Consider the following 13,292-nt stretch of genomic DNA (forward strand, 5'->3'; position numbering starts at 1 on the left):
ACGCGGAGCCGACACAGGAGGCCCCGGCGCTGCCCCACAACCGTCATCGGCCGCGGTAACACTGCGTCCTGCGCATGGGCGCAGCAGCCCGCAAGCGACAGCCCGCACAGCCGCCAAGGCCCGCCGCAGGGCCTTCACCGGGCCGTGCAAGCCCCTTGCGGACACTGGCCGGTTGCATCCATACGCCTGCGTAGCCAAGTGACGAAAGCCCTTGGTGCGCTACACTTTGCGGTCTAGAAATCTATACAACAGTCGCGCGCGTGCGTGCGGTTATGGGAGCGCTAATGAACTGGTTGAACGAGGTGCTGAACAACGACCCGAATCCTGTGGAAACCCAGGAGTGGATCGAGTCGTTGAAGGCCGTTATTGATGTCGAGGGCTCCGAGCGCGCGCATCAGCTGCTGGAAGGCATGGTGGAACTGACCCGTCGTTCGGGCGCCTACCTGCCGTTCTCTCCCACCACCGAGTACGTCAACACCATCGAGCCGCAGCTCGAGGCCAAGAGCCCGGGCAATGCCGAGCTGGAATGGCGCATCCGTTCGATCATCCGCTGGAACGCGATGGCCACCGTGGTGCGCGCCAACCGCAAGCCGGGTGACCTGGGCGGCCACATCGCCTCGTTCGCCTCCGGCGCCACCCTGTACGACGTGGGCTTCAACCACTTCTGGCGCGCCCCGAGCGAGAGCCATCCGGGCGACCTGCTGTTCATCCAGGGCCACAGCGCCCCGGGCATCTACGCGCGTTCCTTCCTGGAAGGCCGCATCAGCGAAGAGCAGCTGGACAAGTTCCGCATGGAAGTGGACGGCGGTGGCCTGTCCTCGTACCCGCACCCGTGGCTGATGCCGGAATACTGGCAGACCCCGACCGTGTCGATGGGCCTGGGCCCGCTGGCCGCCATCTACCAGGCGCAGTTCATGCGCTACCTGGAAAACCGTGGCCTGATCGAGAAGTCCGACCGCAAGGTGTGGTGCTTCATCGGCGACGGCGAGAGCGACGAGCCGGAAACCCTGGGTGCCATCGCCCTGGCCGGCCGTGAAGGCCTGGACAACCTGATCTTCGTGGTGAACTGCAACCTGCAGCGCCTGGACGGCCCGGTGCGCGGCAACGGCAAGATCATCCAGGAACTGGAAGGCGTGTTCCGTGGCGGCGGCTGGAACGTGATCAAGCTGCTGTGGGGCGGTTACTGGGATGCCCTGCTGGCCAAGGACAGCGACGGCGTCCTGAAGAAGCTGATGATGGAAACCGTCGACGGCGAATACCAGAACTGCAAGGCCTTCGGTGGCGCGTACACCCGCGAGCATTTCTTCGGCAAGTACCCGGAAACCGCCGCGATGGTCGCCGGCCTGAGCGACGACGACATCTGGCGCCTGAACCGTGGTGGCCACGACCCGCACAAGGTGTACGCCGCCTACCACCAGGCCGTGAACACCAAGGGCATGCCGACCGTCATCCTGGCCAAGACCGTGAAGGGTTACGGCATGGGCAGCGCCGGTGAAGCGCTGAACCCGACCCACCAGACCAAGAAGCTGGACGACGAAGCGGTGCGCCACTTCCGCGACCGCTTCAACATTCCGGTGACCGACGCGCAGCTGGCCGACGGCCAGGTGCCGTTCTACCACCCGGGCCCGGATTCGCCGGAAGTGCAGTACCTGCAGGAACGCCGTGCCGCGCTGGGCGGTTACCTGCCGCAGCGCCGCCGCAAGGCCGACAAGACCTTCGTGGCGCCGAAGCTGGAAGCCTACGACCGCCTGCTGAAGAGCAGCGGCGAGCGCAGCTACTCCACCACCATGGCCTTCGTGCAGAGCCTGAACATCACCCTGCGTGACAAGGAACTGGGCCCGCACATCGTGCCGATCGTGGCCGACGAAGCCCGTACCTTCGGTATGGAAGGCCTGTTCCGCCAGATCGGCATCTACGCGCCGTTCGGCCAGAAGTACAAGCCGGTCGATGCTGACCAGCTGATGTTCTACCGCGAAGACCAGAGCGGCCAGGTGCTGCAGCAGGGCATCAGCGAGCCGGGTGCGATCAGCTCGTGGATGGCCGCCGGTACCAGCTACTCGGTCAGCAACGTGCCGATGCTGCCGTTCTACATCTACTACTCGATGTTCGGCTTCCAGCGCGTGGGCGACATCGCCTGGCAGGCAGCGGACATGCGTACCCGCGGCTTCCTGCTGGGTGGCACCGCCGGCCGCACCACGCTGAACGGTGAAGGCCTGCAGCACGAAGATGGCTTCAGCCATCTGGTGGCCGGTGGCATCCCGAACGTGCGCAGCTACGACCCGACCTTCGGCTTCGAAGTGACCGTGGTGCTGCAGCACGGCACCAAGCGCATGATGGAAGACCAGGTGGACGAGTATTACTACGTCACCCTGATGAACGAGAACTACACCCACCCGGAAATGCCGGAAGGCGCGGCCGAAGGCATCGTCAAGGGCATGTACCTGCTGACCGACGCCGGCAAGCCGAAGAAGGGCGAGCTGCGCGTGCAGCTGCTGGGTTCGGGCACCATCCTGCGCGAAGCCATTGCCGCGGCCGAGCTGCTGGACAAGGACTTCGGCGTGACCGCCGACATCTGGAGCTGCCCGAGCTTCAACGAACTGCGTCGCGATGGTTTCGACGTGGAACGTGCCAACCGCCTGCACCCGGAAGGTGAGCAGCGCAAGGCCTACGTGACCGAACTGCTGGAAGGCCGCCAGGGCCCGGCGATTGCCGCCACCGACTATGTGCGTGCGTATGCGGACCAGATTCGTGCGTTCGTGCCGATGTCTTACACCGTGCTGGGTACCGATGGGTTCGGTCGTTCGGATACGCGTGCGAACCTGCGTCGGTTCTTTGAGGTCGACCGGTACTACATCGCGCATGCCGCGATTGCGGCGCTGGCGAAGGAAGGGAAGATGACGGCTAAGGATGTGGCCCGGGCGATCAAGCAGTACAAGATTGATCCGGAGAAGGCTAATCCTGTTGGGGTTTGATGCAGTGAGTTTCTGAAAATGCAAACGGCGACCTCTTGGGTCGCCGTTTGGCTTTATAGACTCCGCACGTGCTTCATTATCAGCTGATAGGCCGAGGGGGACATAGGAAGCATGATCGAATCAGAAATGCGTTCTGGTGCCGAGAAAATACTTCTTAATAAAGTTTCAGAGATTCAGAGTCGCATAGCTTCGATCTTCGAGGAAAGAGAGAAAGAGGCTGTAATCGAGGTATTCCGGCTGCTCGATCTGATGTTTGTAAGCCAGATGCTGGGGGGGGACGTGGATGAGGATGCGCGACTGCGTGCCTACTACGTTAGATGTGGTGTGCCTGAGGCATTGGCGCCCATATTGGCGAAGGCGCATGAACGCCCGCGTGGTGTGCCGTGGGGAAAGTCACACGAGCTTCTTGGATCCTTGATCGCCACTTGTTTGGAAGAACTGGGAAAGCTGGTTGATCTTCTTAGACTGGTTCGCATCTCAGCGCACGGGGTCGCGACAGTTGAAGTCAAGACCAAGCACATTCAGATAACCACCACGACCGATGCAAAGGAACGGTTCGCGCGTCGCTTGCTAAAAAGTAGTTACCTCGAGCAGCCGCCGAAAGGTGATCTTCCAACAGAAGCTGTGAAAGAAAGGATGCGTCTCTACGTTCGTCATGACGATGTGTACCACATCGCGTACGAGAGTGATTCCGAGGTTGTCAGTCAGCATTTGCAGCTAGCGGAAGGCTTCCGGTCGAGGTTTCCAGAGTCTGAGGCAATCCCGGAAAACTCCATAATTGGTGGGCGGCCATTCAAGGCGTGGCGGCGTGAGTGTGAGCGGGCGCTCGGCAGGACACTTGCACACATCAATTTCTCGCTTCTACTCTGCCAAGATCGGCCAGCGACGCGCTTGCGGGACGTGCTCACCATGTTTTGTACAAAAGCGGACGCTGCTGCTGTACTGAACGACGGGGAAGGCGCTGAAGTGGGTGGTGATCAAGTTCTAAGGGCATTAACGCTTGAGCCAGAGGATCTTGAAGAGTGGTCGAAAACTTACGAACCTCCAGCGAGTCAGTACGTGTCGCTCGACAGGGACTTCGTACTTATCCCATGCTTTGGAATGCTTGGAAATCCCTACTATGCAATGTTTCGGCACATCCGGAAGCACCATAGAAAAGATTGGGATAAAGCCGTAGATGCTAGGGAGGGTGTCTTTAGGGAGGATCTCGCGTCGGTCTTTCCGGCGCCGAGGTATGTAGTACCTCCGCACGGCTATAAGCTTAAACGATCCGATGGAACACATCTGACAGATATCGATGCGGTGATTATGGATTGCGTAACTGGGAGTGTCGCACTAGTCCAGTTGAAGTGGCATGATCCTTACGGAAGGTCCATATCTGAGCGAGAAAGCCGCCGGAAGAACTTAGCAAGAGCGACTGACTGGGTAGAGAAAGTCAACGAATGGATTGGTGGAAGAACTTGCGCTGAGATAAGCTGCGCGTTGCAGTTACCTCCATCTGAATGCACCCGCTCCCCCGAGATCTTTGTTATCTCGAGATACGCGGCTCGGTTCGCTGGTGATGATCGTGTGGATTCGGGGGCAACATGGCTCTCTTGGCCGGAGCTCAAGTATGTTGTGGCGCATGCTAATGACGATCCAATTCGGGACGTTGCCAAGCTTTCCGAAGAGATGCTGATCGGAGAGGCCGAAGGCGAAGTGATGCCGTTCACCAGGAAATTCCAATTCGGCGATCTAGGTGTGACACTTCAAGTTGGTTAGCCCTCGGATCGTTCGTCATCGTGCCGAACTGCACGATTATATTGAATTCTTCTTGCCGCTAAATCAGGAGTCTTGCGATTTCTTGGCGGATGTCGTACTGAATATTATGGTTGTAAAGTATGATGGATGATGTGGTCTATGCTTTTCTGTGAGCTATTGGGCGACGGAGATATCATCTCGCTCTATTTCTGATGTCTCGGGAGCGGGGCTCCCTTGCAGGGTGTCGTCAATCATTTTTATCTGCTCAATGACGCTCTTCATTACAATAGAGCAAACGCCATTTCCGCATACTTTCACTTTGTCCCTCCTCGTTCCTGATGCAAATTGGTGATCGGAAGGGAGTGACATTGCTCGGGCCAACTCGCTCGGTTGCAGCATGCGCATGTGCCAGCGGTTGCTCTTCTTCTTTACCAATGCAAAGCGGTCAACCGTGGTTACTGTTCGCAACGGTGTGTCCAGCGTCTGCCAGGATTTATCACCGCCAGAGCCGTAGTAGACGATCAAAAACTCCGCACTAGGTCCTAAAGTCGCGATCGCGTCCCGCGCGCGAGCAACGGTTGCTTCTGCGCGACTGGGAACAAAGAGAGGCTTCATCGGCCAAGTTCCGTCCGGGTCAAGAATGTCACGGACGGACTGAGCTGAAGCACCTTTTGGTGGGACGATGGAGGGTGGAGCGACTCCGAGGCCTGCAATTAAGAAGAGGCGGTTTCGACTTTGGGCGGATCCAAAATCGGACGAGTTTAAAATAAAGTCCTCCACGAGATACCCTAGCTTGCGGAGTGAATCCACCAAGTCTTGGTATCTATGCCACTGCTTCATTTCCTTTACATTTTCTATCACAACCCACTTGGGTAGGAGTGCCGAAATCCAATCAATCGTGTAAAGAGCGGTTTCCTTACTTCGCTCGTCCCGAGGCGCACTTCCCTTAGCGACGGAGTGGTTCGTGCACTCAGGCGATGCAATGAGCAAGTCTAGGGTGCCTTTGGCACAGTACTGAAGCGGATCAATGCTCTCTATGCGGTCGTTGATCACGATCGCGCTTGGGAAGTTGAGCTCGTATGTCTTGCAGGCAAACGACCACAGGTCAACTGCCACGACCGGCTCAAGCCCCGCTAGGACGGCCCCGCGGGCGCCCAGGCCTCCACCGCAGAACAGGTCGACAAAGCTCTTCATCGTGTGAAATGATCTAAAAGCGTGAAAGCCGCCAGGCTATCAATTTCGGATGAAGTTTGCCAGGAAAATTTTGGAGGCGGGATGGCAAAGCTTAGACCACGTGCAAGGATCATTCGTACCATTGGAGATCAGCTGATCAGCGGGCCGGAAGCTGCGCTGATTGAGCTTGTAAAAAATGCCTACGACGCAGACGCGTCGACCGTGAGAATTGCCATTGTTCCGAAGGGTAATGATGCTCTGTCGTTCATGACTGTGTCAGATGATGGCCACGGTATGAGCGCATCCGATATCTTGAGTAAGTGGCTTGAGCCGGCTACGGGGGACAAAATTGCGCGCAAAGTAAGCCCTCTTGGTAGGAGGCTTCTTGGGGCAAAAGGGGTGGGTCGATTTGCAACCGCAAGGCTTGGCAAGAAGGTGGAACTGCTTAGTCGAGTGCAAATTTCAGATGAACTAGAAGTTTCAAATTTTGAACTGGATTGGGATGACTTTGAGCGGCATGAGTATCTTGATCAAATTGATGTAGAGGTCATTGCCTCGCGTGAATCGGTGGTGTCTGAAAATACCGGAGTCTCTCTAAAGATTGTCGATCTGAGAGATGCGTGGACCCAGAAACAGCTTGAGAGCTTGATTAAAGAGCTGCGTCGATTGTCCTCTCCCATGGCCCTTCGAGAAGCCGGATTTAGGATACTCTTGGATTTGAGTGGTTTCACGGAGGCGAGCGCTGGCTTCGACGGTGCATTGCTGGTATCTGGCCGAGTGCTAGGCGAGAATGATGAGGCTGAGATTGAGCCTCATTTGATCCGGCCGTTTTCGCTTGGCAGCGTCTATCACTACCGGCTGGAAGGAGATTTTGATTCTTCAGGCGGATTCCTCGGTCGCTTCGTGAACAAGCGAGCTGACGGTGCACCTCAGGAGATTCGGGTTGAGGCACCCTCGTATCTTCCTGACGAAGTAAGTTGTGGCGAAGTGTCCATTGCAATCAATATCTACGACCGTGAGCCTGAGGCGATCCTTGATCTATTCAAGAGGATGGGCTTGTCGGCACTTGGAAGAGTGGATGCGCGGAAAATACTTGATGAGAATATCGGTGTCGGGATCTATCGAGACGGATTTAGAATTCGGCCCTATGGTGACGCTGAGACTGATTGGCTTGAGCTTGAGAGAAAAAGGGTTCAGAACCCATCTCAGAAGCTTGGATTGAATCAACTTTGGGGTGGGGTATTTATCCTCGGGGAAGGTGATTCAGGGCTCATCGAGCGTAGCAGTCGGGAAGGGCTTGAGCACAACGGATCTTTTATGAGGTTGCGGCGCCTAATCAACGATGTCATGGCTAGAGTCGAGTTGATCAGGTTTGACTTTAGAGGGAAAGCGGGGCTGAGCAGAAAGGCTGAGGGGGACGCAGGTGCCGTTCGAGAGAAGGCCGGACTACAGTCTATGGCAAGGGCTATTGAGAGGCTCCCGGTGCAGTATCGCGACGGGATGCGGAAAGCATTGCGCCAAGAATCTGCGGCCTTGAAAACCTCGATTGTGGAGCTTGAGAACTTTCAGCTAAAGCTGGCCGCCCAATCAAGCATTGGGTTGGTCGTGTCGCAGGTGCTGCACGATGGACGTCGTTTTCTTGGTGATATTAATACAAGATCAAAAACGCTTAGTGATGGCTCTCAGCGACTTCTGGAACAGTCTCCATTCGGTGAGCATTTCCGAGCTGTCTTTGGAAATAATGCTGCATCGATCAAAGAGTCGGCATCCCATCTTACCCGTCTGTTTAGGGCGCTTGATCCTCTAGCAAGTCGCAAGCGCGGGAGGCCAAAGACCATGGATCCTGTGGAAGTTATAAGAAAGTGTGTCGAGTTGAACGCGGATGCACTCAGAGATGGGGGAATCAACCTAATTGAGCCTAAGCTCGGTGCCACGCGGAAGGCCACTATATATGAGGCTGACCTGATGGCAGCGGTGTTGAACATCCTTGATAACGCAATTCACTGGTTGGGAACTTCAGATCGTATTGATAAAGAAATCGTTATCTCCGCGTCAGAGTCGAAGCGGTGGGTAAAGGTCTCAATATCAAACAACGGGCCCGCCGTCGACCCCATCGTCGAGCCGAACTTGTTCCGGCCTGGTTTTACACTCAAGACTGAAGGTTCTGGAATCGGATTGGCAATCGCGAGAGAGGCGATGAAAGCGAGCAAGGGAAAGGTCGAGTATGATTCCGCATCCGAATTGACTAGTTTTTCTATTTACATGAAGAGCGAATAGAGGGGGGGCTGAAATGGACGTTGCCTGTATTAATGTTGTGTTAGTTGAGGACGAGGGCGCTAACATCAAAGCATGGCAGGACCATGCGGCGATGCATAACGCGGATGTGCAGAACACAGGATTCAAGGTCATAACGATTGTTGCGAAGAGCGCGGCCGAAGCAAGGCACGCGCTTGTCGAGAATCGCGCTGATGCAGTGGTGGTTGATCTTCGCCTACGAACCGAAGGTAATGCGGCACCTAATGATCACGGAAACGATGTGGTCCGATACGCCCACAGCGCTCATCCTGTTGCCATAGCCGTCTACACTGGTCAGAGGCAAGAGGCTGAGGTCGAAGCTTTTCCTCAAGTAGAGGTGTTTGATCGCGGTGCTGGACTCGTGCCAGTTTTTGAATGGCTGGGGAAGCAGCGAGGTATGTTGGAACATCTCAAGGAGCTTCGTAATTCCATCGAGGCTGAGACGGCCAAGGTGTTCTTCAGCTCGGTTTGGCCCCGTTGGTCAGGTTGGACAGCTCAGCGGGGACCGGCAATCAAGCCGATGCTGTTCCGCCACGTTATTGCTCACATCCACGACAATTTGATGAATGCGAATGGAGGCGTCTCCCATCCCGAGGAGACCTACTTTGTTCCGCCCATCAAGGGTAGATTCGATACAGGTGATATCGTTCGAGATGGGCAGGGGCTTTGGGTGGTGGTAACACCGAGATGCGACTTGGCGACTGACGGTAAGGTCTCGTTGGTTCTACTGGCCGAGTTCCAGGACATTTCCACACGGTGGAGGGGCGCGAATGCCAAGGAGCGAACTAAGATTTCTCAGCATGGCGGATCACATAAGAACCACTTCCTTCCGGAGATGGTGGACTCTGCAGGTAATGGAATGGGACCTTGGTTCGTGGACTTCACCTCTCTCAGGGTTGTTCCAATTGATGGGGATCAGGGACTCAAGGCGATGAATAGAGTCGCCTCGCTAACGCCCCAGTTTGTACCGTCTCTCGTCGAGCGGTTCGGAGCATACTTTAGTCGCATTGGTACACCTGTAGTTTCGCAGGACTGACGAGGGCGTAAGTCGTCGTAGGTAGCTTGGTGTCCCCGCTGAAGCTGTTCGGCGGGAACTTTGTTGCTGCAGCGTACGCTTGCTTGGTGGAGGCCGCTGTGCGGCCAAAGCCGGGAACGAACGATGTAGTTTGTCAGTGTGCACCGCAGTCTGTTCGGGCTTCCGATACGTTTCGTACGGGGAATTCCGTTGCGAAGGTCTAGTCTGCTGGGAGTAGTCGGCTACTCCAGCGCCGGAGTATAGGTTGAACGCAGCGCGTCTCAGCGGCTTGGCCTATAAAGCCGACGATGAGCAACTGTGATGATGAGTTGTCCACGAGCAGAGCGAGCTCATCTCAGCAGTTGAGCTCAAGGTGCCTAGCCGCAAAGCGCCCGGCCCCGAGCGCAGCATCTTCATCCACTAGGCTTATGGCTTCTTCGCGCATGACAGCAAACTCGGCATCTGAAACACTGGGGAAGGTTCTTAGCTCGAGCCCGCCTTTGGGCGGGTGCAAGTGGCCGAGCGCCGAACCAATCAGTGCTGCCAAACACATTAGTGCGTACGTCAGAGACTTCATTGGAAGTCCTGTAGATCAGAGGTGAACGGAGATTGGGGCTGCGACGTCAGCGCGCAGCTTAGTACTTGAGGTTCAAGCCTCCGGCCCTACTCCCTAACCTGCAACCGCTCAGTCACCTGCGCAGTCAACGCCACACACGCCATCTTCAACCCTTCCATAATTCGATCCCCCAGATACTCCTCGGGCGCGCCGTTCTGCCGAGTGCGCTCCGCAGCCAGCATCAGCTCCGCCACCACGCGCAGCCCGGCCAGTGCGCAATCCGCATCCGCCAGCTGAAGACATCGCCCAGGCAGTTGATGCCGCTCCGGCCAAGGCTGGCCATCCGCAGCCGCGCCGGTTCCGATGCGGTGCAGCGTGGCGACGAAGGCGTTGGGATCGACGGACGGTTCGCGCTCGGGTTCGGCGCTGTCCGGATCGTACTGCGCGTGCAGGGAACGGAAGTCCGATGTGTTCATGGCAATGCTCCGTACAGGACAGATAGCAGCGCCACCAGATAAAGGCGGCGGACGATGCGTGGCTCGAAAACCGGTCTGTAGCGAAGCCGGTGGGTCCGAAGACCCCCACGCACCGCCCGCCATGGAACGCGAACGGATTGCCAGCCGGCGCCACGCAAAGGTGACGCCGGCTGACAAGCGTAAACACATCGCTACAGAACGGGTTTTCGACACCCGCGCCACCCTTCTTCGGTGGCATGCCAAGGTGTACCCGTGCTGATGCGAAATGCCAAGAAACTGCAGAACCGACGAATGTCAGTCCTGACGCTTTCGGCATTGTCGCACACGGTGTTAAGCCGGCAAGCGATTGCGCTGCAACGGTCTTCAAGGGCTTGGCGTTATTGGCCCCAAGCGCAGGAATGCCCGCAGTCAGGGCCATGGCGTAGGGCCAATCGCGACAGATTGGACCAGCGGTTCAGCCGGGCGGCGCCTCGGCCGAAGGCACGAAGCTCAAACGCACCCGAACCCGCGCATGCCTCGCGACGCCCTCAGCCACAACCGGTTCAAAGCGCCACTGGTCCACAGCGGTAAAGGCCGCACGATCAATCTCCCGCAGTCCGCTGGACCGCACCACCATCGCGTTGGAAACGTGGCCCAGTTCATCCAGCTGAGCAACCAGCAGCACCGCCATGGGCATCTGCAGCAAGGTGTCGGGCGGGGTGGCAGGGGCCGTTGAATACACAACGGCAGGTGCCTGCCGCAGCTCGAAGGTAGGGTTGTCGCCACGCTCTACGAACACTTCAGTGGAAACCTGCGGGTCTGCCGCCATGGCCATGGCAGATGTAGCGCCCAGCAGCATCAGAGCGAGGTTCAGTGCCAGGGCGGTGTTGAAGCGGGGCATACGTGGTTTCCATTCCGGTGCGCTGCCAGCATAGCGGCCATCCCCTGGCATGGCTTGCCTTGAATGCCGGCGCGACGGACGGCTGCACGGTTCACACAGGCACACCCCGCCGTGGCCACAGCGCATCGTCGCGTTCCAGGTCGTAGTCGCTGCCGAACGCCAGCGCCGCCTCGCGTGGCGGAAGGTCTGCATAGCAGCCCAGCAGGTATTCATCCATGCCGGCATCGCTATGGTCGATGGCGAACAGGTAGAGGAGCTCCTTGTCGAAGGCTTCCAGCCATGTGGGGTCGATCATCGTCATGGGCATCCTCCAGAGGGGGAGCCGAGTTTGGCCGCGGTAGATCTCACAGGATGGGATAGGAGCTCGACAATCATTTGATTTCATTCTGGTCCGATTGCCGGCCCGTGCAAGTCAGGGTAGAAAAGGCCTGCGGCTTGTTCGGGTGAACATTCACCGATGGCCTTCACATGATCGGGAATAGGTAGAGAACTTCGCTCCAGCGTGGGAGCGACAATGAGAGGGAGGCCGTGCATGGATTCGGTTTCAACCCGCCATCCTGGAAAAGGGGAGTTCTTTCTCCTTGAGCCAGGGGCGATAGGCGGCCCTGCCTGCGGGGTCGTCTTCGAGAATCTGGATCGCCTGCTGTCTTCCCCTCGCATGATCTTGCTGCCGGAGGATGGCGGCGTCCCCTCGCTTCGCGAGGCGCCGCGCCTGGTACTTAAACTGAGCGAAGGACCGCCGCCTGGGGATCTGGAGTCGGGGTTCAGCGGCTACTGGCTGGTCTCTGAGCGGCTGCATGACGTGATGGTCTCCGTGGATCCTCACGCCTTCACCTTTGCGGAAGCCGACTATCGCCTGGAAGATGGTAGCCGGGGTGATCGCCACTTCCTCTGCACCGTGGTTCAGGTCGTTGACGCGTTGGACGAAGGTGCGTCCAAGCTCTTCATTGACACCACCGAGGAATTCATCAACGGGAAGTTCTACGACTTGGGCGGCGGTGCGAGTGTGACGTTCGACCGGGAGAGGCTGGGGCAGGCCCACGTCTTCAGGACTCCGTTCTCCGGCTCTGTGTTTTGTGACCGCGTGTTCAGGGACGCAGTGGCTGCAGCCGGTATAGACACTGACAGCGATGCGGACGGCGTGTGGTTGACGGATGCCGCGGACATTTAGGGTGTGGCCCAAGCCGGCAGAGAATTCATGAGTGGCTGGTCCTCACATAACTGACAGCCGACGCCATTCCGAGACCTGCTTATGTCTCTACGTTGGAGCACAAACATCTGGGGGTGATGAAAAAGCATGGAACCGTCGAAGCCGACCCATTCTGTTCGTGGCGAGTACTTCCTCCTAGTGCCTGATACCACGCGTCGGAGAAAAGCAGCAGTGCGCTATGCCGGTCCAGTGCGCGGTTGGCTTTCCGGAGGGGGCTTCAGGCTGTGAGCGCGCGGGCATGACTCGAGGAGGGCATGGAAGGTTGGCACCCTCTGATAAGCTCTTGGCACGCTTATTTAGATTGATTCTGAGGTGAGGCAAACAATGACTTCGAATCTGCCAAAGAAGGGCGAGTTCTTCGAGTTGCGCCCAGATGCCCGACGGCGCGGCAAAGGGCATGGCGTCGTTTTTGAGAACGAGTCTTCCCTGAAGACGCCTCCAAATTTCCTCTTGCGCCCCGATCAGGGGGGCTTCCCGCCTCTGCGCGAGACCCCGCGTCTAGTGTATTACCCAAGCGAAGGGTGGCCACCGGAGGATCTTGAAGCTGGGATGAGCGGCTATTGGCTCGTTTCCGGGCGTCTCCGCGAGGTGATGGCGGCCGTGGACCCAGGAGCTTTTGCGTTCAGGGAGACTGACTATCGACTCGCTGATGGAGCAATGGGTGGCCCTTATTTCCTTTGCGATGTCATCAGAACCATTGATGCCTTGGATGAGGCAGCATCCCAGCTGAAGATCATCGTTAGTGACGACTATGAAGAGGGGAAATACTACGATCTGACTGGCGACGTCCGCTTGGCGTTCAAGCGGGAGGTCATCGGCGATGCTCACGTATTCCGGCTCCCTTACTACGAAGGTGTCTTCTGCGACCGCACTTTCAAGGAGGCGGTCGAAGCCGCGGGACTGATCGCCAGCGGTACGTCCAACGGTCTGTGGTTCTATGACGCGGTGAACTGCTGAGACCAGGCGATGCTTGAG

10 protein-coding genes are annotated in these 13,292 nt (G+C 57.5%); 6 read left to right on the top strand and 4 right to left on the bottom strand.

Translation table 11 applies throughout. The annotated features are described in order from the left end of the window. The first annotated feature begins 284 nt into the window (after nt 1-284). Nucleotides 285-2,972 (top strand): pyruvate dehydrogenase (acetyl-transferring), homodimeric type, encoded by a 2,688-nt coding sequence (gene aceE / locus AC5P88_RS00330; RefSeq protein ID WP_106550524.1) that lies wholly within the window; start codon nt 285-287, stop codon nt 2,970-2,972. Between the two features lie 111 nt (nt 2,973-3,083). Then, nucleotides 3,084-4,733 carry a hypothetical protein gene (locus tag AC5P88_RS00335; protein ID WP_495223985.1) on the top strand — a complete coding sequence of 550 codons (1,650 nt, stop codon included), beginning with the start codon at nt 3,084-3,086 and terminating at the stop codon, nt 4,731-4,733. Between the two features lie 153 nt (nt 4,734-4,886). Here the strand turns inward: AC5P88_RS00335 and AC5P88_RS00340 are convergent, their stop codons facing one another. Continuing rightward, nucleotides 4,887-5,906: a DNA cytosine methyltransferase gene (locus tag AC5P88_RS00340; protein ID WP_227200148.1), complete on the bottom strand. Its 1,020-nt coding sequence runs from the start codon at nt 5,904-5,906 to the stop codon at nt 4,887-4,889. Between the two features lie 21 nt (nt 5,907-5,927). Here AC5P88_RS00340 and AC5P88_RS00345 point away from each other — a divergent pair, with 21 nt between their 5' ends. Then, complete coding sequence (locus AC5P88_RS00345; RefSeq protein WP_495223986.1) at nt 5,928-8,162, top strand: ATP-binding protein; 2,235 nt, start codon at nt 5,928-5,930, stop codon at nt 8,160-8,162. A gap of 13 nt (nt 8,163-8,175) precedes the next feature. Beyond that, entirely contained in the window at nt 8,176-9,216 is a 1,041-nt protein-coding gene (locus tag AC5P88_RS00350) for a response regulator (protein WP_227200150.1), read from the top strand. Between the two features lie 642 nt (nt 9,217-9,858). Here the strand turns inward: AC5P88_RS00350 and AC5P88_RS00355 are convergent. The 3 genes from AC5P88_RS00355 to AC5P88_RS00365 form a co-directional block, all read right to left on the bottom strand. Next, nucleotides 9,859-10,227, bottom strand: coding sequence for a hypothetical protein (locus tag AC5P88_RS00355; RefSeq protein ID WP_227200151.1), 369 nt, complete (start codon nt 10,225-10,227; stop codon nt 9,859-9,861). Between the two features lie 454 nt (nt 10,228-10,681). After that, nucleotides 10,682-11,107: a TonB family protein gene (locus AC5P88_RS00360; protein ID WP_495223987.1), complete on the bottom strand. Its 426-nt coding sequence runs from the start codon at nt 11,105-11,107 to the stop codon at nt 10,682-10,684. Between the two features lie 91 nt (nt 11,108-11,198). Beyond that, a complete protein-coding gene (locus tag AC5P88_RS00365; protein ID WP_495223988.1) occupies nt 11,199-11,408 on the bottom strand; it encodes a hypothetical protein in 210 nt (69 codons plus the stop codon). Between the two features lie 231 nt (nt 11,409-11,639). On the opposite strand from AC5P88_RS00365, the gene AC5P88_RS00370 reads away from it, so the two are divergent. Then, nucleotides 11,640-12,278 carry a DUF1629 domain-containing protein gene (locus AC5P88_RS00370; RefSeq protein WP_495223990.1) on the top strand — a complete coding sequence of 213 codons (639 nt, stop codon included), beginning with the start codon at nt 11,640-11,642 and terminating at the stop codon, nt 12,276-12,278. 363 nt (nt 12,279-12,641) lie between these two features. After that, entirely contained in the window at nt 12,642-13,274 is a 633-nt protein-coding gene (locus tag AC5P88_RS00375; RefSeq protein WP_111098388.1) for a DUF1629 domain-containing protein, read from the top strand. Nucleotides 13,275-13,292 lie beyond the last annotated feature (18 nt).

The organism is Stenotrophomonas sp. YJH_SMC_8, from assembly GCF_059371315.1.

Coding starts and splice junctions, on each gene's coding strand:
- aceE (WP_106550524.1), top strand. CDS start 285: ATGAACTGGTTGAACGAGGTGCTGAACAACGACCCGAATCCTGTGGAA.
- AC5P88_RS00365 (WP_495223988.1), bottom strand. CDS start 11,408: ATGACGATGATCGACCCCACATGGCTGGAAGCCTTCGACAAGGAGCTC.
- AC5P88_RS00370 (WP_495223990.1), top strand. CDS start 11,640: ATGGATTCGGTTTCAACCCGCCATCCTGGAAAAGGGGAGTTCTTTCTC.
- AC5P88_RS00350 (WP_227200150.1), top strand. CDS start 8,176: ATGGACGTTGCCTGTATTAATGTTGTGTTAGTTGAGGACGAGGGCGCT.
- AC5P88_RS00335 (WP_495223985.1), top strand. CDS start 3,084: ATGATCGAATCAGAAATGCGTTCTGGTGCCGAGAAAATACTTCTTAAT.
- AC5P88_RS00355 (WP_227200151.1), bottom strand. CDS start 10,227: ATGAACACATCGGACTTCCGTTCCCTGCACGCGCAGTACGATCCGGAC.
- AC5P88_RS00375 (WP_111098388.1), top strand. CDS start 12,642: ATGACTTCGAATCTGCCAAAGAAGGGCGAGTTCTTCGAGTTGCGCCCA.
- AC5P88_RS00360 (WP_495223987.1), bottom strand. CDS start 11,107: ATGCCCCGCTTCAACACCGCCCTGGCACTGAACCTCGCTCTGATGCTG.
- AC5P88_RS00340 (WP_227200148.1), bottom strand. CDS start 5,906: ATGAAGAGCTTTGTCGACCTGTTCTGCGGTGGAGGCCTGGGCGCCCGC.